The organism is Actinophytocola sp. (genome assembly GCF_049647105.1).
In the GTDB taxonomy this organism is placed as follows: Bacteria; Actinomycetota; Actinomycetes; order Mycobacteriales; family Pseudonocardiaceae; genus Actinophytocola.
This window is the reverse complement of sequence record NZ_JBARWZ010000120.1, coordinates 72,221-89,469: the sequence shown is the minus strand read 5'-3', so window position 1 is coordinate 89,469 and position 17,249 is coordinate 72,221. Positions and strand designations below refer to the sequence as shown.

The following is a 17,249-nucleotide window of genomic DNA, read 5'->3' as shown; positions in this document are numbered from 1 at the left end:
CTTCTTCCGTGCGCAGGGTCTCGGTGTGACAACACTCTGCGAGCCCCGTCCCCTGCGGCGCCCGCTGTGGCCGCCGGTAGTCTCGACAGCCGTGTCAGTAATGAGCGCTGCCGAGCAGGAGCAGGCACCCCCGCCTCCCCCCTCCACCCGTAGCTGGTCACGGGCGCGGGAGGACATCGTCAAGGGCTTCAAACAGCGGGTGCTGTGGGGGCATCTCGGGTGGCAGGACATCAAGCAGCGTTATCGCAGGTCGGTCATCGGACCACTGTGGATCACGCTCTCGATGGCCATCACCGCGATCGGCCTCGGACTGCTCTACTCCCAGCTGTTCGACGCACACATCCAGACATTCCTCCCGTACATCACCGTCGGGTTCATCGTCTGGAACTTCATCAACGGCTGCATCACCGAGGGCACCGACACCTTCATCCGCAACGAAGGCCTCATCAAGCACCTCCCGGCGCCCCTCACCGTGTACGCACTGCGCACGGTGTGGCGGCTCACGCTGATGTTCGCGCACAACATGCTGGTGTACTTCGTGGTCGTGGCCGTCTTCTGGTCCGACCTGACCGAGCCCTACCAGATCACCGTGCCGGACGGCACCGTGCAGCCAGGCATCGGCTGGAGCGTGCTCCTCGCCATCCCGGCGTTCGTGCTGATCGCGGTCAACGGCGGCTGGGTCACGATCCTCTTCGGCATCATCTCCACGCGGTACCGCGACATCCCGCAGGTCATCAACAGCCTGATCCAGCTCGTGTTCTTCATGACGCCGATCGTGTGGACCACCGACATCCTCACGGCCAACTTCGGCGACGGCGCGAGCGACCGGGCGCTCATCGCCGAGCTGAACCCGATCTACCACTACGTGCAGATCCTGCGCGCGCCGCTGATCGGCAACAGCCAGAGCTGGCACAACTGGGTTGTCGTCGGCGGGTTTACCGTTGTGGGGTGGGCCCTGGCCTTCGTGGCCATGCGTAACTACCGTTCGCGCGTTTCCTACTGGGTCTGAGTGAGGCGACAACGACATGGTCAGCATCAACGTCTGGGACGCCTCGGTCGACTTCCCGATCTTCGACGCGAAGAGCCGTTCCCTGAAGAAGGCCGTCCTCGGCAAGGTCGGCGGCAAGATCGGCACCGCGCAGAAGGTGCCGATCATCGAGGCACTGCACGACATCACGCTGTCGCTGAAGGAAGGCGACCGCATCGGGCTCGTCGGGCACAACGGCGCGGGCAAGTCGACGCTGCTGCGCCTGCTGGCGGGCATCTACGAGCCGACAAGAGGCTCGTCACGGATCGTCGGCAAGGTCGCGCCGGTGTTCGACCTCGGCGTCGGCATGGACCCGGAGATCTCCGGGCTCGAGAACATCATGATCCGCGGCCTGTTCCTCGGCATGACCCGCAAGCAGATGGAGAAGCGGGTCGACGACATCACCGAGTTCACCGAGCTCGGTGACTACCTGCAGATGCCGCTGCGCACGTACTCGACGGGCATGCGGGTCCGGCTCGCGCTCGGTGTGGTCACGTCCATCGACCCGGAGATCCTGATCCTGGACGAGGGCATCGGCGCCGTCGACGCGGCGTTCCTCGCCAAGGCGCGGACCCGGCTGGTGGATCTTGTGAAGCGCTCCGGCATGTTGGTGTTCGCCTCGCACCAGGACGACCTATTGTTCGAGCTGTGTAACACGGCCATCTGGATGGACGAAGGTCACATGAAGCAGCATGGCTCACTGCGCGAGGTCCTCACCGCCTACAAGGGCAAGGACCCGTTCGAGAGCATGAGTTCGGAGACGCTTCAGCGCCTCGGCATCGAGCCGGCACTCACGACGAAGAGCGGCGAGGTCTGATGGCTCTCGATGGGCAGTTGCCGACGAACGCGGTGGTGGCCGTGGTGGTCACCCGCCACCGCCGGGAGCTGCTCGCCGACTCGCTGAAGATGATCGGCGCGCAGACCAGGCCCCCTGACCACCTCGTGGTGGTGGACAACGGCCCGGACGACCCCGTGCGCGACATCGTCGAGAGCTGCCCGGTGCCGTCGACCTACCTGGCGTCGCACCGCAACCTGGGTGGCGCGGGCGGCTTCGCGCTCGGCATGCTGCACGCGCTGTCCCTGGGCGCGGAGTGGGTCTGGTGCGCCGACGACGACGGCCGTCCCGCCGACGAGAACGTGCTCGAGGTCCTGCTGGCGGAGGCCGGGAAGCGGAACCTGGCGGCGATCTCCCCGGTGGTGTCGAACATCGAGACCCCGGCGAAGCTCGCGTTCCCGATGCGCCGTGGCCTCACGTGGAAGCGCAGCGCCGCCGAGCTCGGCACGGACTTCCTGCCGGGCATCGCGTCCCTGTTCAACGGCGCCCTGTTCCGCGCGGCCACGCTGGATGTCATCGGCGTCCCCGACTACCGCCTGTTCTTCCGCGGCGACGAGGTGGAGATCCACCGCCGCATGGTGCGGTCGGGGCTGCCGTTCGGGACGTGCCTCCGGGTGGCGTACCTGCATCCGGACGGCTCGGACGAGTTCAAGCCGATGCTCGGCGGCAGGTTCCACGCGCAGGACCCGGAGAACGAGGTGAAGCGGTACTACACGTACCGCAACCGCGGCTACCTGCTGTCGCAGCCAGGCCTCCGCAGGATCGGCATGCTGGAACTGGCCCGGTTCGGCCTGTACTTCATCGGCACGAAGCGCGACCCGAAGGCGTTCATGCAATGGCTCAAGCTGGTGCGCCAAGGACGCAAGGAACGCTTCTTCCGCTTCTAGTCCGCCTCCCCGGAATTTAAAAGTGTTGGTATTGACCCAGCGACAGCTCGGATCGCAGGTGGTTGGTGGCCGGCTGCCGTCACGTTCCCCTGAGGTCACTGTTGGTCAGGTCAGACTCTCGCACAAAGATCCATGTGGCAGGCCCCGGCGTCCCGCGGTTTTGCTTTCGGTGAACTGGCTTGCCGCTGACCGGCGACAATGCTCATGTTGTGTCATGGCTGACTCGAAACGCGCACTCGTTCTGCACCTCGCGGGCGGCGGCGAACCACTGGTGTTCGCCCTGTCCGACGAGGGTGTGAAGGAACTGGAAAAGAAGCTCCCCGAGCTGCTGTCGGGCGGCGCGGTGGGCACCCCGGCCCTGGCAAACGGTTCGACCGTGGTGGTGAACTTCGCCCACGTGGTGACCGCCCACCTTGACGAGCTACCCCCACTGACGAGGGTCTACGGCAGCGACCTGCCCAAGAAGCACGGCTTCGCGACCTGAGAGAGCTGGACTGCCCCTGAAGGGACCCTGCCCGGGGTGCCCTTCAGGGCGTGTGCCGGGTGCGGAAGACCACGGTGCGGAGCATCACGAAGTTGATCACCGTGGCGGTCCCCTGCGCGACCACCCAGGCCAGCGTGATCCGCCACCCGAACGACGACGGGAGAAGGTGCAGCATCAACGCGTTGATGCCGACGTTCACGAAGAACGTCACCGTGTAGAGCAGGGCGAACCCACCGACCTGCCCGGCCCCACCCCGCCCGGCGGCGAAGGTGAACCGCCGGTTCAGGAAGAACGCGGTGGTGGTCCCGGCGACGAAGCTCAGCGCCTTGGCCAGGTGAACCCAGAGATCGAGCGCCAGCAACGCCTGATAGACCCCGAAGTCCACCAGCGCGCAGAATCCACCGATCAGCACGAACCGCACGAGCTGGCTCACCAGTCGCGGGGATGCGTCCACGGCAGTCACGGAGCCAGTGTAGGAGCCCCCGGACACCCGGTTACCCTCGGTGCGGTGAAGCCAGAAAAGCTCACAGGCTGGGGCCGCACCGCCCCCACGAGCGCGCGGGTGGTCCGGACGGACGACGTGCACGCCATCGCCGACGCCGTGAAGCACGCAGGCCCCCGAGGGGTGATCGCCCGCGGCCTCGGCCGCAGCTACGGCGATCCGGCGCAGAACGCGGGCGGCACCGTCATCGACATGACCGCGCTGCACCGCATCCACCGGGTGGACGCCGAGGCGGGCACGGTCGAGGTCGACGCGGGGGTCTCGCTCGACACCCTGATGCGCGCACTGCTCCCCTTCGGCCTGTGGCTCCCGGTACTCCCGGGTACCAGGCAGGTCACGGTGGGCGGCGCGATCGGTAGCGACATCCACGGCAAGGCGCACCACGTCGAGGGCAGCTTCGGCGACCACGTCCGCTCGCTGGACCTGCTCACCGCCGACGGCGAGATCGCCACCCTGACCCCCGACGACGACCTGTTCTGGGCCACCGTCGGCGGCATGGGGCTCACCGGGATCGTGCTCAGGGCGACCCTGCACCTCAACCACGTCGAGACGGCGTACTTCCTCGTCGACACCGAGCAGATCGGCGGCCTCGACGAGCTGATGGCGCGCCAGAGCGTCGACGACGAGTCCTACGTCGAGTCGGTCTCCTGGTTCGACGCCGTCACCACCGGGCCGCATCTCGGGCGCGGGACCCTCACCCGCGCCAACCACGCGACGATCGAGGACCTGCCGGAGAAGCGCCGGGGGAACCCGCTCAAGTTCGACGCGCCGCAGCTGCTGACCGTCCCCGACGTCTTCCCGCCCGGGATGCTCAACAAGCTGACCGGCCGGATCTTCAGCGAACTCTGGTACCGCAAGTCCCCGACGAGGAAGGGCGCGGTCCAGAACATCACGCAGTTCCTGCACCCGCTGGACATCGTCGGCGAGTGGAACCGCGGCTACGGGCCGCAGGGGTTCCTGCAGTACCAGTACGTGGTCCCGTTCGGCGCGGAGGACGTCATCCGCCACACGGTCCGGCGCATGTCCGAAACCGGGCAGGTCTCCGTGCTGAACGTGCTCAAGCGCTTCGGCGAGGGCAACCGCGCACCGCTCTCCTTCCCGATGAAGGGCTGGACGTTGTGCATCGACCTGCCGGTCCGCGGCGGCGTGCACGAGCTGTGCGAGGAGCTGGACGAGCTGGTGCTCGCCGCGGGCGGGCGGCACTACCTGGCGAAGGAGTCCCGAGCGACGCCAGAGGCCATCAGGCGTGGCTACCCGCGCCTCGACGAGTGGCGCAAGATCCGCGCGGCCGTCGATCCGCAAGGAAAGTTCGCATCGGACATGTCGAGAAGGTTGGAACTGCTGTGATTGATGCGGTGGGAAACCCCCAGTCGCTGCTGCTGCTGGGTGGCACCTCGGAGATCGGCCTCGCGATCGCCATGAAGTACGCGAAGCGCCGCCCGCTGCGGGTCGTGCTCGCAGGCCGTCTGTCCGAGCGCCTCGACAAGGCAGCGGAACAGCTGACCGATGCCGGCGCACTGGTGTCCACTGTGGAGTTCGACGCGCTGGACTTCGACGCGCACGCCGCCGTGCTGGACAAGGCGTTCGGCGATGGCGACATCGACGTCACGGTGGTCGCGTTCGGCCTGCTCGGCGACGCGGAGCAGGCCTGGCAGGACCACGCACGCGCGGTCGAGCTGGCGCAGGTCAACTACACCGCGCCGGTGTCGGTCGGCGTGCTGCTCGCGGAGCGGCTGCGCAGGCAGGGACACGGCAGGGTGGTCGCGCTGTCGTCGGTCGCCGGCGAGCGGGTGCGGCGCTCGAACTTCGTGTACGGCTCGACGAAGGCCGGCATGGACGGCTTCTACCTCGGTCTTGGCGAGGCGCTGCGGGGCGAGGGCATCACGGTCACGGTGGTCCGGCCAGGGTTCGTGCACACGAAGATGACCGAGGGCATGAAGCCCGCGCCGCTGTCGGCGACGGCCGACCAGGTGGCGGACGTGGTCGTCAGCGCGGTGGCCAAGCGCAAGGAGCTGGTGTGGGCGTCCCCGCCGCTGCGCGTGCTGCTCTCGATCATGCGCCACATCCCGAGGCCGATCTTCCGCCGCCTGCCGATCTGACGCGCACAGGGTCGTCCACCGGCAGTTCGCCGCACTCCGGTGGACGGCCCGTTCCGCAACTTGCAGTTCGCAAGTAATTACTCAGCGTACTCTCGGAGCCGTCGCGGCGACACCCCTCTCCCGGGCCAGCGGTTCACTGAGCGTGACCGACATGCCGAACCAGCGTCCTTACTGACACCACGATCCGAAGGAGACGGGAATGACGAAGAACGCGGTGATCTACGGCGGCGGCGGCGCGATCGGCTCGGCGGTGGCGGCGGTCCTGGCGAAGCAGGGCGTGCGGGTCCACCTGCTGGGCCGGACCCTGGAGCGGCTCAAGGCGGCGGCCGCCGGGATCGAGAACGCCGAGGTCGCGGTCGTCGACGCGGTCGACGAGGCGGCCGTGGTCGAGCACGCCGAGTCGGTGGTGGCGCGGTTCGGCAGCCTGGACATCTCGCTGACCGTCATCGCACGCGGTGACGTCCAGGGCACGCCGCTGACCTCGCTGCCCGTCGAGGACTTCGTCGCGCCGGTCACGAACGCGGCACGCGCGGGCTTCATCACCGCCCGCACCGCCGCGCGGCTGATGGCGGCTCAGGGCAGCGGCGTGATCGTGGCGCTGAACAGCGGCTCCGGCCACGCTGGCAGCCCGATGATGGGCGGCACCGGCCCGGCCGACGCCACGATCGACTCGCTGGTCCGCAACCTGGCGATCGAGACCGGCCCAAGCGGGGTGCGCGTGGTGGGCGTGTGGGTCGCCGGCATCCCGGAGACGCTGTCCGCGGAGGCGCTTGGCGCCGTCAACCCGGACCTGGGCACTCCGGAGGCGCTGCAGGGCGTCCTGAACCACCTGGACTCCCTGCGCATGACGAAGCGCTCGCCCCGGCTCGCGGAGGTGGCGGAGACGGTGGCGTTCCTCGCCTCCGACCACGCCCGCGGCATCACCGGCACGTTCGTGAACGTGACCGGCGGGATGTTCAGCTGACCGGCACGTACCGCAGCGAGACCGTGCCCACCCCGCTCGTCGCGCTCCCCGCGAGGGTCCACGACGAGCGCGGCACGCTGTCGAACAGGCGCAGGCCGCCGCCGACGATCTCCGGCATGAGGTTGACCCGCAGGTCGTCGACCAGCCCGGCGGCCAGCAGCTGCCGGATGACGCTGGCGCTGTTGAGCACCATGATGTCGCGGCCGGGTGCCTCCTTCAGCGCACGCACCTCGCCGAGCAGGTCGCGGGCGACGCGGGAGTTGCGCCACGTGGTGGTCTCGAGAGTCCGGGAGACCACGACCTTCTCCACGTCGTCGAGCCAGCGGGCAAGGTCGGCGTCCCTGGGGTCGGCGCCGGGGTCGGCGGCGGGGTCGGCGGCGACGGCGGGCCAGTAGGCCTCGAAGCCGACGAAGTTCGTGCGGCCGATGACCGCGGTGTCGGCGCCGCGCCACAGCCCCTCGAACACTGGGGCCAGCGCGGCGATGTGCGGCCCGAGCCAGCTCATGTCATCGCCGGGACCAGCGCTGAAACCGTCGATGGACACGTTCACGGATGCGATCAGTGTTCTGGTCATGCTCACGCGTCGAACAACGCGCGGTCACTTCGACACGTCAGTCCTCGCCGAGCCAGTCGATGTGCATCTCGCCGAGCGGCGAACACCGACGGCCCCGTCCTCACCTTCCCAGCCGATAGCTGGACCGCCTTCCTCCGCTAGAGCCGGTGATGAACGGGCGAATCAGCTCCACGGTCCGTTCCATGCCATAGCGAACAGCGAGAACATCCAGAACCTCCTCGGCGCTGCGCCGAGGGCCGATCCGGCCCGATCTGGCCACGATTGCCTGGATCGCGGCCACAGCCAGCGACAGCAGGAAGTCACGCTGCAGGCTGGGCCAGAGGACGCACGTGTCGAGGAGAGCCGTGAACATCCCGACATCCTGACAGGACCAGGATCAGCCAGCAGGCTCACCGCGGTGCCGCTTGGCTACCTCTCGACGGGCCGCACGGAGGTTCCGGAGGGTGTCGCCGAGATCGTCATCGACGTCCACAGCGGTGGCCTCGAGCACGAGGTACTGCGCGGTCCTTCGCTCGTCCCGGTAGGCAAGCAGGTCCCGAAGCTGAATGCGCCGATGGCTGCCGACCTTCTCGTGCGGGAGGTGACCCTCATCGATCAGCCGGACCACGGTCGGCCTGCTGACGCCGAGCAACTCCGCGGCCTGCTGGGTCGTCAAGGTCTGCGTGGCCGGTGCGATCGTGACGGCGAGCCCAGCCTGCAACACCTGGACGACTTTCCGCAGCACCCGGTACAGCTCCTCAGGAAGTTCCACACGGTCGCCCGGGTCCTTCCCGCTGAGGAAGTACGGCACGTCGGGCCGCCCACGTCCCGTTTCCTGATGCGCCGTCAGGAAATCGTGTACCTGCGCGACCTGCTCCTCGTCGACATCCGGCAGATAGGTTTCCTGCCGCACTGACACACCCATGACAACCTCCTAGACGAACAAAACGTAACATCTTTCGTTTTGTTCGTCTAGCTGCTCGACGGGTGGGCGACCTCTCCCATGGGGCAACCCAGTAACCATGGGACACGTCTGTACATTCTTATGTACACTTCTCCCATGGTCATCGATGGGGATTTGGCACGGGTCGGCATTCGGGAACTGCGTGACAACCTCAAGGACGTACTGGACAGGGTGGAGCTCGGCGCGACGGTCGAGGTCACCAAGAACGGGAGGACGATCGCCATGATCGTGCCGAGGCCGAGTGGGGACGGGACGGAACGGCTCATCGCCGAGGGCAAGCTGTTGCCGTCGCGCAGCGGCAGCAGCAGCATCCGGCTGCCGAGGCGCGTGCTGCCGTCGCCGGGGAGCCCGTCGAGCGGTGAGGTCCTCGACGACATGCGCGCGGACCGGCAGTGATCTGTCTCGACACGTCCGCGCTGATCAAGCTGGTCATCGAGGAGGCTGAGTCCAGCGCGCTCGAGCACTGGCTGTTGTTACAGCAGGACACCGTCGCGACCAGCGTGATCGGGCGGGTCGAGTTGCTCCGCGTGTGCCGGCGTATCGCACCCGAGGGTGTCGCGTCGGCCGAGTTGCTGCTCGCCGACCTTCCGTCCATCCCGCTGAGCGGCTGGCTCGTGGACGTCGCGGAGAACATCGGGCCGCCCGCGCTGCGCACGCTCGACGCGCTGCACCTGGCGGCCGCCTTCTCGATGAGTGACGTGCTGACCGCGTTCGTCACCTACGACAAACGCCTGCGGGACGCCGCTCTGCTCACCAACCTGCCCGTGATATCCCCTGGCGCGAGCTAGTGTCCCGAACCGGAAATCTGGCACATAATTCGGCGGCCCAGCCTCCCTCTGGCGGCGTTGCCGATCCACCCAAGTACAACCCGGTACGAGAGAGGATCGGCGCCTTGCCAGCAGAACCCTGGATCCACCGACTCACGCACCGCATTCCCGGTTCGGGACACTAGAGAAACGCCGACAGGGCCACGCACACGACCCAGGACACGCCGAGGACCTGCAGAACCCGGTCACGCAGGGCGATCTCCTCCGGCTCACCCGCGTTGCCGCCGTCCACGTCGACCGCGTAGCGCAGCACCGCGACGACCATCGGCACGATCGAGATGACCGCCCACACCGAGTTGGTGCCGGTGCGCTGGCGGATCTCGAACGCCCACAGCGCATAGGTCATGATCATGATGGCCGCGGACGTCGCCCACACGAACCGCAGGTAGCTCGCCGAGTACTTCGACAGCGACGCGCGGATCTTCGCGCCCGTGCGCTCAAACAGCACGATCTCCGCGTACCGCTTGCCCGCCACCATGAACAGCGAACCGAACGCCGTGACCAGCAGGAACCACTGCGACAGCGGCAGCCCGGCGGCGGCGCCACCGGCGATGGCCCGCAGCAGGAAGCCCGACGCGACGATGCACAGGTCGATCACCGGCTGGTGCTTCAGGCCAAGGCAGTAGCCGACCTGCACGGCCGCGTACACACCGATGACCACCAGCAGCCGCCAGCTCGACACCAGCGACACCGCGAACGACGCCAGGAACAGGAACACCGACAGCGCGTACGCCACCCGCACCGGCACGATCCCGGCCGCGATCGGCCGGTTGCGCTTGGTCGGGTGCGCCCGGTCGGCCTCGACGTCGATCGCGTCGTTGATGAGGTACACCGCGGACGCGACCAGGCAGAACGCGACGAACGCGATGCCCGCGTCGATGACCACGTCCATCCGGAACACCGGGTTCGCGGCGTACGCGGCGAACGGCGCCGCCAGCACCAGGACGTTCTTCACCCACTGGCGCGGCCGGGCCGTGCGGATCACGCCCCGCACGAGCCCGCCGCGCGGGGCGCCGGGAGAGGACACCGAGGTGTCGCTCTCCGCCGTGCTGCTCACGACTCCCCCTCGCAGGCTCCGCTCATCGGGCGCGCTTCCTGAGCACGCGGCGGACCATGCCGCCGACGACCGCGCCCAGGGTGGCGCCCGCGATGACGTCGCTCGGGTAGTGCACGCCGAGCACCAGCCTGGACACCAGCATCGGCGGCACCAGCGCGGGGACCAGGTTGCGGCCGGTCAGGCCCGAGTACACGACCGCGGCGGCCGTCGTGGACGTCGCGTGCGACGACGGGAACGACAGCGAGCTTGGCGTCTTGACCAGCACCTCGACCGACTCGTCGATCGGCCGCTGGCGGCGCACGACCCGCTTCACCGCGATCGACGCCGCGTGCGCGGCCACGACCCCGGCCGCGCCCGTGAGCCAGTCCTTGCGGCGGCCACGATCGAGCGCCGCACCGACCAGGCCGAGCGCGAACCAGCCCGCGGCGTGCTCACCGAACAGGGACAGCCCTCTGGCCGCGGCACGCACGACCGGCGGCTTGCCGATCGTGCGCTGGACCGCGGCGAGCGCCCTGATCTCGGCCGACCGCTCCGGCTCTGGAGGCGGGGTGCCGGGTTCGACTACGCGCAGGCGAGCCGGAGCGGTGGTCGTCATCAGCCTTCCAGTGAACCGTCGAGCGGCGCGCCATCGGACAGGTGCGGCGCCACCTTGTTGTCGAACACCGACAGCGCCGACCCGATGGCCATGTGCATGTCGAGGTACTTGTACGTGCCGAGGCGACCACCGAAGATGACGTTGCGCTCCTTGGCCTCCACCGCGGCCAGCTCCCGGTACCGCTCGAGCTTGTCGCGGTTCTCCGGGGTGTTGATCGGGTAGTACGGCTCGTCGTCGTCCTTCGCGAAGCGGGAGAACTCGCGGAAGACGACCGTCTTGTCGGCCGGGTAGTGCTTGCGTTCCGGGTGGAAGTGCCGGAACTCGATGATCCGGGTGTACGGGACCTCTTGGTCGTTGTAGTTGACGACGGAGGTGCCCTGGAAGTCACCCGTCGGCACGACCTCGGACTCGAAGTCGACGGTGCGCCAGGTGAACCGGCCCGCGGAGTAGTCGAAGTAGCGGTCGAGCGGACCCGTGTAGACGGTCGGGGTGCCCGCCGGGATCCGGTCACGCACGTCGAAGTAGTCGACGTTGACCCGGACCTCGATGTTCTCGTGCTCGGCCATCTTCTCGAGCCACGCCGTGTAGCCGTTGAGGGGCAGGCCCTCGTAGGTGTCGTTGAAGTACCGGTTGTCGAACGTGTACCGGACCGGCAGGCGCGTGATGATGTTGGCGCCAAGCTCCTTGGGGTCGTTCTCCCACTGCTTGGCCGTGTACCCCTTGATGAACGCCTCGTAGAGGGGGCGGCCGACCAGCGAGATGGCCTTCTCCTCGAGGTTCTGCGCGTCCTCGGTCCGGTATTCGGCGGCCTGCTTGGCGATCAGCTCGCGCGCCTCGTCCGGGGTGTGCGACTTGCCGAAGAACTGGTTGATGAGACCCAGGTTCATCGGGAACGAGTAGACCTGGTCGGAGACCCTGGCGAACACGCGGTGCTGGTAGTTCGTGAACTCGGTGAACTGGTTCACGTACTCCCACACGCGCTTGTTCGAGGTGTGGAAGAGGTGCGCACCGTACTTGTGCACCTCGATACCCGTCTCGGGCTCCGGCTCGGAGTACGCGTTGCCGCCAAGGTGCGACCTGCGCTCCAGCACGAGGACCCGCTTGTTCAGCTGGGTCGCGACCCGCTCCGCGACGGTCAGACCGAAGAAGCCGGAGCCGACGATGACGAGGTCGTAGCCGGTGTAGTTGTCAGAGTTGTCTGCTGGGACGCTCACGGCGACTCAGGCTACCTGCGTAGGCGGCGCACAACGCAGCCGAGGTCGGTTGGTCACGCCGCGTGCGGCTCGGGCCACGACCCCCGGAACGCCGAAGACCCCCGCATCTCCCCGATACGAGGGTCCTCACCCCTGGCATTCCCTACTCCGGCTCTCGCCTCGCTAGTAATGACGCGCTGGGGCCCCCGTACGTTCCCGTGCCGTGGGTCACGTTCCGGACACTCGTCAACCGCGCATGTGAGGCGCGGTCCGCAGCTCCGGCAGGACGGTGGCCGCGACGGCTTCCAACGTGTCGACGCGGGCCGCGTAGACGCCGTCCTCGCGTGGCCAGTGGCTGACGACGTCGGTGAAGCCGAGCTCGGCGGCGCGGCCCGCCGCCTCCCGGAAGTACGCCACGCTCGACAGGGAGAGCACCGGCGCGGAGTCCAGGCTCAGGTAGCGGTCCTTGCCATCGCTGCCCGGGATGTCGGTGAACTTCGCCGCCAGTTCGGCGACACCCGCCCACCACTCGTCGACGCTGTCCCCGCCCTTGCCGGTGGTCAGCCAGGCCTGCCCGAACCGGGCGGCGATCCGCATCGAGCGGGGACCGTTGCCCGCCACCACGAACGGCGCGCGTGGTTGCTGTGCGCAGCCGGGCGCTGAACGGGCCTCGACCGACGTGTAGTACTCGCCGCCGATCGACGTGCGCTCGGCGGTCAGCAGCGAGTCGAGCTGCTCGACGAACTCGCCGAACCGGTCGACGCGCTCTCGTGGCCCGAGCCCCTCGCCGCCCATGACGACGTTGTCGTACCCGGCCAGGGCGCCCGCGCCGACACCGACCAGCAACCGCCCGCCCGAGATGTCGTCGAGCGAGAGCAGGCTTCGCGCGAACGGCACCGGGTGCCGGAAGTTGGGCGACGCGACCAGCGTGCCGAGGCGGATCCGCGTGGTCACCATGGCCGCGGCGGTCAGCGTCGGCACCGCGTCGAACCACGGGCCGTCGACGAGCGAGCGCCAGCCGATGTGGTCGTAGGTCCAGGCGTGGTCGAAGCCGTACGACTCGGCCGCACGCCACTTCTGTTCGGCCAGCGGCCATCGGTACTCGGGCAGGATCAGGATGCCGAAGCGCACATCCGCACGGTAGCTCAGTACTGCCGCGGGTACCCGGGCTGCGGCGGATACGGCCGAGGCCCGCGCTTACGCATGGCGCGGCCCGTCGCGGGCAGCACGGCGACCACGGTCGCGCCGAGCCACAGGACCCACGACACCAGCGCCATGGCGATGAACTCGCCGCCGTCGTTGGAGAGGATCCAGATGATCGCGTACAGGTAGTACGCGGTCATCAGCGCGCCGATGACCGCGAGGATCCAGCGCACGAACTCCAGGCGCGCGAACATGACCAGGCCGAACACGATCGACGAGCACGCGACCGACATGGTCGCCGAGATCGCGAAGTCCACGTTGCCGGTGAGGTCCTCGGTGAACGCGACCCCCACGAGGCCGGCGATCATCGACCCGTTGTCGGCCGAGCCGTCCCAGCCGACGATCGCGAGCAGGAGCGCGAGCGCACCGCAGATGATGAACGCGATCGCGGTGAGGTAACCCAGTGCGGGACTGGGCGGCCCATACCCATACGGTCCGTAACCGGGTGGCGGCGGCCCGTACGGCTGAATGCCCTGCGGTCCGTAACCCTGTGGTGGGTAGCTCACGAAACGCACCGTAGTCCATTCGGGCCAGGGAAGATGGTGTTGTGCACCGACCCGATCTCGTGGCCTCCGACGTGGATGGCACCCTGCTGGACCCGGCCGAGCGCATCACCGCCCGCACCGGACGGGTGATCTCCCGCGTACTCGCGGCCGACATCCCGTTCGTGCTGGTCACCGGTAGGCCACCCCGATGGATCCCGCGGGTCGCGGAGGCCGCCGGGCTGACCGGGTACGCGGTGTGCGCGAACGGCGGGGTCGTCTACGACATCGGCAACGACGAGGTCCTGCACGTGCGGGACCTGACGCCGCTACAGCTCCAGGACGTGGTGCGGGCCGTCGAGTCCGCCCTGCCGGAGGCCAGGATCGCGGCCGAGCGGACCGCGCTCGGCCGGGACCAGCCTCAGCCGTTCGCGATCGAACCCGGGTTCCTGAACCCGTGGGGCCTCCCGGAGGGCGAGACCGACTCGCCGGACCTCGCACCGAGGGCCGAGGTGGTCGGCAAACCGGCCACGAAGCTGCTCCTGCGGCACGGCGGCATGACCAGCGGGCAGATGGCCGAGGCCGTGACCGCCGTGACCTCGGACATGGACCTCGAGGTCACCTACTCGTCCAACAGCGGGCTGATCGAGATCTCCGCGAGCGGCGTGACCAAGGCGTCCGGGCTCGAATGGGTGTGCAGGAAACTGGCCGTTGACCAGGAACGGGTGATCGCGTTCGGCGACATGCCCAACGACGTGCCGATGGTCGGCTGGGCAGGGCACGGCGTCGCGATGGCCAACGCGCACGACGACCTGCTGGCCGTCGCCGACGAGGTGACCGCCCCCAACTCCGAGGACGGCGTGGCACAGGTGCTGGAGCGCTGGTTCTAGCCTCCCATGGATCTTTGTGCGGGTCTGGGCCTGACCAACAGTGACCTCAGGGGAACGTGACGGCACCCAGCCACCAACCGCCTGCGGGTCCGAGGATGCGCTGGGTCGAACCAACACTTTGAATTCCGGGGAGGCGGACGTGCATAACATCGGGGTATGGACCGAGTTCTGGTTGTCATCCGGCATGCCAAGTCCGACTGGACCAACGATCTGCCCGACGACCAGCGGCCACTCAACCCGCGCGGGCAGCGCGAGGCGCCGCTGATCGGGCCGTGGGTGGCCGAGCACGTCGGCGCCGTCGACCTCGTGATCTGCTCGTCCGCCGTGCGTGCGCGCGAGACCCTCACCAGGTCCGGGCTGACCGCGAAGCAGGTGCGGCACGACGAACGGGTGTACGCGGCAAGCCCCCAGGATCTGATGTCGGTGGTGGACGAGGTGTCCGACGATCTGGGCACGGTCGCGCTGGTCGGGCACAACCCGGGGCTGTCCGAGCTGGTCAGGGCACTGACCACCGAGCCGGTGGAGCTGAAGACCTCGGCGATCGCGGTCCTGGGGTGGCAGGGTGGCTGGCCCGACGTGTGGGCACGCAGCGCGAACCTGGTCAGCCACGCGACTCCGCGCGGCTGACCAGGGGGGACATGGATCAGTCGACCGTCTTGGCCGCGCGCAGCGCGATCGGCGCGCCCGCGAGATCCTCCTCGTTGCAGAGGAGCTTCACGTCGTAGTACGGGCAGTCGCCGCTGTCGTCGTAGTCCAGGTGGATCGCGATGACATCTACCGGTTCGCCCAGCCATTCCTGTGTTCGCCGGAGCCACGCCGCGGAACGTTCGAGCGCGGTCGGCAGATCGTCGTCGCGGAACTCGACGGGCCGGTATGGGACGCCGTAGACCTGGTCCTCCTGGTGGGAGGGCTTGGGGAGGTCGACGGAGACGCCTGCCTCGTCCAGATTCAGTGCGATTGATCGGGGCTGGTCACTAGCGAGCTCGCTCACGTTACGAGCGTCTCCCAGCACGTGAAGAGCCGCAACCCTTCTAGTGCGTTCAGTCTGCTACCTGTGGTTCACTGTCCATGGTCGTAATGGGTGCGTGGCCAGTGCACGAACCCATTGCGGGCGAGCGGTTTGACTCTCCGAGTCGAGTCGTCTCCCAGCACCGGCCAAGGGTTGTCGCGACCGCGGCGGCTTGCACAGCAGTATCAGGAGATATGCAGTGACACAGGGAACTGTGAAGTGGTTCAACTCCGAGAAGGGCTTCGGCTTCATCGCTCCGGACGACGGTAGCGCTGACGTCTTCGTTCACTACTCGGAGATTCAGGGCAGCGGCTTCCGCAGCCTGGACGAGAACCAGCGCGTGGAGTTCGAGATCGGCCAGGGCCAGAAGGGCCCGCAGGCCACCGGCGTGCGCGCCGTCTGATCTCGCCAAGTTGCGAATGATTGAGGCCGCCAGGGTCTGACCCTGGCGGCCTCTCTCGTGTCCGTACTCCCCGTCACGCAAGCTTCGCGTAGACGATCACGTTGTCCCGGTAGCTGTGCGCGGCCCGGTCGAACGAGCCCCCGCAGGTGATCAGCCGCAGCTCAGGGCCCTCGGTGTCGCCGTAGACCGCCTCGGTCGGGAAGTCCGCCTTCGGCACCTGGTCGACCCGGGTCACGGTGAACCGCGCGACGGTGCCGTCGGTGCGCCTGATCCGGATCTCGTCGCCTTCGGCCAGCTCGTGCAGCCGGGCGAAGATGCCCGCCTGGCCACCGCCGTTGACGTGACCGAGGACCACCGCGGGGCCTGGCTCACCGGGCTTCGGGGATCCGGTGAACCACCCGGCCTGCATCGGCTGCTCGACCGGCGGCACCTCGACGCTGCCGTCGGCGGCGAGCCCCAGCCCGACCAGCGAGGACGTCACGTCGATCCGAGGGATGCCGATCCCGGCGGGCTCCGCGACGGCCGAGTTGGCGGTCGCGGTCGTGCTCGGCGGTGGCGTGCCCAGCGGCGGCGCCGAGATGTTGGGCACCGCGCAGCCGGTCAGCAGCGCGGTGGCGGCGAGCACGACCGCCACCGCCGCGGCACCGAGCCGGGTCATCAGGACCGCCCGCGACTGCGGTACGCCGTCACGCCAACGCCACCCGCGAGGAGCAGCGCCGTCGCACCCGCGCCGACGACCACCCCGACATCGCTGTTCCCGGCGGGCGCCGCCTGCTCCAGCGAACCGGTCTCGGGTGCGCCCTTGGGCTTCACCTGGACCTGGGCCTGCGGCTTCGGCTCGGGCAACTTGTCGGCGACCACGGTGAACTCACCGGCCACCTCCCGGTCGACGCACATGAAAGAAATCGGATAGGTGCCTGGCTTCGCGTCGGCGTGAATTCGCCCCATCGACATGAGCACATTGTCCACGGGTGCTCCTTTTTCCCGCACGAAATCGGGTGCGGTCAGGACCGGGGAACTGATTTTCGAACCGACGAATTCCTCGGTCTGGCAACTCGCGGCGACCCGCACCTCCTGCCCGGCAACGATGACGTCGTCGTCGACGCCGATCGCCGCGTACGGCTCCTCGGCCCCGTCGGCCTCCGCCGCCGCCGCGTTGCCCGCGCCGAACGCCGTCAGCGCGAGTCCGGAAGCAACGCATGCCAAAACAAACCGAGCCTTCATGATTTTCTCCCCCAGGAAATGCAATCGCGGGCTTTCAGCTCCGCGTGCTCA

Annotated in this window: 24 protein-coding genes; 12 read left to right on the top strand and 12 right to left on the bottom strand. The window is 68.4% G+C overall.

Annotated elements, in window-relative coordinates:
• Positions 1–100: 100 nt before the first annotated feature.
• From WBA97_RS14600 to WBA97_RS14585, 4 genes are all read left to right on the top strand, one after another.
• Positions 101–1,009 (top strand): ABC transporter permease, encoded by a 909-nt coding sequence (locus WBA97_RS14600; RefSeq protein WP_424231351.1) that lies wholly within the window; start codon positions 101–103, stop codon positions 1,007–1,009.
• A 16-nt stretch (positions 1,010–1,025) separates the two neighbouring features.
• Positions 1,026–1,844 (top strand): ABC transporter ATP-binding protein, encoded by an 819-nt coding sequence (locus WBA97_RS14595; RefSeq protein ID WP_424231331.1) that lies wholly within the window; start codon positions 1,026–1,028, stop codon positions 1,842–1,844.
• Complete coding sequence (locus WBA97_RS14590; RefSeq protein ID WP_424231330.1) at positions 1,844–2,749, top strand: glycosyltransferase; 906 nt, start codon at positions 1,844–1,846, stop codon at positions 2,747–2,749. The genes WBA97_RS14595 and WBA97_RS14590 overlap by 1 nt, the downstream gene beginning before the upstream one ends.
• Before the next feature lie 214 nt (positions 2,750–2,963).
• On the top strand, positions 2,964–3,233 hold the full coding sequence (locus WBA97_RS14585; protein WP_424231329.1) for a hypothetical protein: 270 nt from the start codon (positions 2,964–2,966) through the stop codon (positions 3,231–3,233).
• A gap of 43 nt (positions 3,234–3,276) precedes the next feature.
• Here WBA97_RS14585 and WBA97_RS14580 read toward each other — a convergent pair whose 3' ends face one another.
• Positions 3,277–3,696 carry a GtrA family protein gene (locus tag WBA97_RS14580; protein WP_424231328.1) on the bottom strand — a complete coding sequence of 140 codons (420 nt, stop codon included), beginning with the start codon at positions 3,694–3,696 and terminating at the stop codon, positions 3,277–3,279.
• 45 nt (positions 3,697–3,741) lie between these two features.
• On the opposite strand from WBA97_RS14580, the gene WBA97_RS14575 reads away from it, so the two are divergent.
• The 3 genes from WBA97_RS14575 (at position 3,742) to WBA97_RS14565 (ending at position 6,798) form a co-directional block, all read left to right on the top strand.
• Positions 3,742–5,082, top strand: a complete 1,341-nt coding sequence (locus tag WBA97_RS14575) for an FAD-binding protein (protein ID WP_424231327.1) — start codon at positions 3,742–3,744, stop codon at positions 5,080–5,082.
• Positions 5,079–5,834 (top strand): decaprenylphospho-beta-D-erythro-pentofuranosid-2-ulose 2-reductase, encoded by a 756-nt coding sequence (locus WBA97_RS14570; protein WP_424231326.1) that lies wholly within the window; start codon positions 5,079–5,081, stop codon positions 5,832–5,834. The genes WBA97_RS14575 and WBA97_RS14570 overlap by 4 nt, the downstream gene beginning before the upstream one ends.
• 199 nt (positions 5,835–6,033) lie before the next feature.
• Positions 6,034–6,798, top strand: a complete 765-nt coding sequence (locus tag WBA97_RS14565; protein WP_424231325.1) for an SDR family NAD(P)-dependent oxidoreductase — start codon at positions 6,034–6,036, stop codon at positions 6,796–6,798.
• On the opposite strand, the gene WBA97_RS14560 is transcribed toward WBA97_RS14565, so the two are convergent.
• The 3 genes from WBA97_RS14560 to WBA97_RS14550 all read right to left on the bottom strand — a co-directional run bounded on the left by WBA97_RS14560 (position 6,791) and on the right by WBA97_RS14550 (position 8,276).
• On the bottom strand, positions 6,791–7,372 hold the full coding sequence (locus tag WBA97_RS14560; RefSeq protein ID WP_424231324.1) for a dihydrofolate reductase family protein: 582 nt from the start codon (positions 7,370–7,372) through the stop codon (positions 6,791–6,793). The genes WBA97_RS14565 and WBA97_RS14560 overlap by 8 nt on opposite strands.
• Positions 7,373–7,472: 100 nt before the next feature.
• Positions 7,473–7,724: a hypothetical protein gene (locus tag WBA97_RS14555; RefSeq protein ID WP_424231323.1), complete on the bottom strand. Its 252-nt coding sequence runs from the start codon at positions 7,722–7,724 to the stop codon at positions 7,473–7,475.
• Between the two features lie 24 nt (positions 7,725–7,748).
• Complete coding sequence (locus tag WBA97_RS14550; protein ID WP_424231322.1) at positions 7,749–8,276, bottom strand: helix-turn-helix domain-containing protein; 528 nt, start codon at positions 8,274–8,276, stop codon at positions 7,749–7,751.
• Between the two features lie 135 nt (positions 8,277–8,411).
• On the opposite strand from WBA97_RS14550, the gene WBA97_RS14545 reads away from it, so the two are divergent.
• Both WBA97_RS14545 and WBA97_RS14540 read left to right on the top strand, forming a co-directional pair.
• Positions 8,412–8,711 (top strand): type II toxin-antitoxin system Phd/YefM family antitoxin, encoded by a 300-nt coding sequence (locus WBA97_RS14545; RefSeq protein WP_424231321.1) that lies wholly within the window; start codon positions 8,412–8,414, stop codon positions 8,709–8,711.
• The gene (locus WBA97_RS14540; protein ID WP_424231320.1) at positions 8,708–9,103 is read left to right on the top strand and encodes a type II toxin-antitoxin system VapC family toxin; all 396 of its coding nucleotides are present in this window, start codon (positions 8,708–8,710) and stop codon (positions 9,101–9,103) included. The genes WBA97_RS14545 and WBA97_RS14540 overlap by 4 nt, the downstream gene beginning before the upstream one ends.
• 160 nt (positions 9,104–9,263) lie before the next feature.
• On the opposite strand, the gene WBA97_RS14535 is transcribed toward WBA97_RS14540, so the two are convergent.
• The 5 genes from WBA97_RS14535 to WBA97_RS14515 all read right to left on the bottom strand — a co-directional run bounded on the left by WBA97_RS14535 (position 9,264) and on the right by WBA97_RS14515 (position 13,696).
• Positions 9,264–10,199 carry a decaprenyl-phosphate phosphoribosyltransferase gene (locus WBA97_RS14535; protein WP_424231319.1) on the bottom strand — a complete coding sequence of 312 codons (936 nt, stop codon included), beginning with the start codon at positions 10,197–10,199 and terminating at the stop codon, positions 9,264–9,266.
• Positions 10,200–10,221: 22 nt separating this feature from the next.
• Positions 10,222–10,794, bottom strand: a complete 573-nt coding sequence (locus WBA97_RS14530) for a phosphatase PAP2 family protein (protein ID WP_424231318.1) — start codon at positions 10,792–10,794, stop codon at positions 10,222–10,224.
• Positions 10,794–12,008, bottom strand: a complete 1,215-nt coding sequence (glf, locus tag WBA97_RS14525; RefSeq protein ID WP_424231317.1) for a UDP-galactopyranose mutase — start codon at positions 12,006–12,008, stop codon at positions 10,794–10,796. Before glf ends, WBA97_RS14530 begins: the two co-directional genes overlap by 1 nt.
• 225 nt (positions 12,009–12,233) lie before the next feature.
• Positions 12,234–13,118 carry an LLM class flavin-dependent oxidoreductase gene (locus WBA97_RS14520; protein ID WP_424231316.1) on the bottom strand — a complete coding sequence of 295 codons (885 nt, stop codon included), beginning with the start codon at positions 13,116–13,118 and terminating at the stop codon, positions 12,234–12,236.
• Between the two features lie 14 nt (positions 13,119–13,132).
• The gene (locus tag WBA97_RS14515) at positions 13,133–13,696 is read right to left on the bottom strand and encodes a hypothetical protein (RefSeq protein WP_424231315.1); all 564 of its coding nucleotides are present in this window, start codon (positions 13,694–13,696) and stop codon (positions 13,133–13,135) included.
• Positions 13,697–13,737: 41 nt separating this feature from the next.
• Here WBA97_RS14515 and WBA97_RS14510 point away from each other — a divergent pair, with 41 nt between their 5' ends.
• Both WBA97_RS14510 and WBA97_RS14505 read left to right on the top strand, forming a co-directional pair.
• Positions 13,738–14,562, top strand: a complete 825-nt coding sequence (locus WBA97_RS14510; RefSeq protein WP_424231314.1) for an HAD family hydrolase — start codon at positions 13,738–13,740, stop codon at positions 14,560–14,562.
• Between the two features lie 156 nt (positions 14,563–14,718).
• Positions 14,719–15,189 carry a SixA phosphatase family protein gene (locus tag WBA97_RS14505; RefSeq protein WP_424231313.1) on the top strand — a complete coding sequence of 157 codons (471 nt, stop codon included), beginning with the start codon at positions 14,719–14,721 and terminating at the stop codon, positions 15,187–15,189.
• Positions 15,190–15,205: 16 nt separating this feature from the next.
• Here WBA97_RS14505 and WBA97_RS14500 read toward each other — a convergent pair whose 3' ends face one another.
• Positions 15,206–15,553 carry a hypothetical protein gene (locus tag WBA97_RS14500; protein ID WP_424231312.1) on the bottom strand — a complete coding sequence of 116 codons (348 nt, stop codon included), beginning with the start codon at positions 15,551–15,553 and terminating at the stop codon, positions 15,206–15,208.
• A 217-nt stretch (positions 15,554–15,770) separates the two neighbouring features.
• Here WBA97_RS14500 and WBA97_RS14495 point away from each other — a divergent pair, with 217 nt between their 5' ends.
• Positions 15,771–15,974: a cold-shock protein gene (locus WBA97_RS14495; RefSeq protein WP_424231311.1), complete on the top strand. Its 204-nt coding sequence runs from the start codon at positions 15,771–15,773 to the stop codon at positions 15,972–15,974.
• Positions 15,975–16,047: 73 nt separating this feature from the next.
• Here the strand turns inward: WBA97_RS14495 and WBA97_RS14490 are convergent, their stop codons facing one another.
• Both WBA97_RS14490 and WBA97_RS14485 read right to left on the bottom strand, forming a co-directional pair.
• Positions 16,048–16,632 carry a class F sortase gene (locus tag WBA97_RS14490; RefSeq protein ID WP_424231310.1) on the bottom strand — a complete coding sequence of 195 codons (585 nt, stop codon included), beginning with the start codon at positions 16,630–16,632 and terminating at the stop codon, positions 16,048–16,050.
• Positions 16,632–17,222 (bottom strand): hypothetical protein, encoded by a 591-nt coding sequence (locus tag WBA97_RS14485; protein WP_424231309.1) that lies wholly within the window; start codon positions 17,220–17,222, stop codon positions 16,632–16,634. The genes WBA97_RS14490 and WBA97_RS14485 overlap by 1 nt, the downstream gene beginning before the upstream one ends.
• Between the last annotated feature and the right edge of the window lie 27 nt (positions 17,223–17,249).

Excerpts from the sequence above, each read along its gene's own strand:
- WBA97_RS14560 (WP_424231324.1), bottom strand. The coding sequence starts at position 7,372 with ATGACCAGAACACTGATCGCATCCGTGAACGTGTCCATCGACGGTTTC.
- WBA97_RS14565 (WP_424231325.1), top strand. The coding sequence starts at position 6,034 with ATGACGAAGAACGCGGTGATCTACGGCGGCGGCGGCGCGATCGGCTCG.
- WBA97_RS14595 (WP_424231331.1), top strand. The coding sequence starts at position 1,026 with ATGGTCAGCATCAACGTCTGGGACGCCTCGGTCGACTTCCCGATCTTC.
- WBA97_RS14530 (WP_424231318.1), bottom strand. The coding sequence starts at position 10,794 with ATGACGACCACCGCTCCGGCTCGCCTGCGCGTAGTCGAACCCGGCACC.
- WBA97_RS14505 (WP_424231313.1), top strand. The coding sequence starts at position 14,719 with ATGGACCGAGTTCTGGTTGTCATCCGGCATGCCAAGTCCGACTGGACC.
- WBA97_RS14585 (WP_424231329.1), top strand. The coding sequence starts at position 2,964 with ATGGCTGACTCGAAACGCGCACTCGTTCTGCACCTCGCGGGCGGCGGC.
- WBA97_RS14550 (WP_424231322.1), bottom strand. The coding sequence starts at position 8,276 with ATGGGTGTGTCAGTGCGGCAGGAAACCTATCTGCCGGATGTCGACGAG.
- WBA97_RS14590 (WP_424231330.1), top strand. The coding sequence starts at position 1,844 with ATGGCTCTCGATGGGCAGTTGCCGACGAACGCGGTGGTGGCCGTGGTG.
- WBA97_RS14600 (WP_424231351.1), top strand. The coding sequence starts at position 101 with ATGAGCGCTGCCGAGCAGGAGCAGGCACCCCCGCCTCCCCCCTCCACC.
- WBA97_RS14490 (WP_424231310.1), bottom strand. The coding sequence starts at position 16,632 with ATGACCCGGCTCGGTGCCGCGGCGGTGGCGGTCGTGCTCGCCGCCACC.
- WBA97_RS14545 (WP_424231321.1), top strand. The coding sequence starts at position 8,412 with ATGGTCATCGATGGGGATTTGGCACGGGTCGGCATTCGGGAACTGCGT.
- WBA97_RS14555 (WP_424231323.1), bottom strand. The coding sequence starts at position 7,724 with ATGTTCACGGCTCTCCTCGACACGTGCGTCCTCTGGCCCAGCCTGCAG.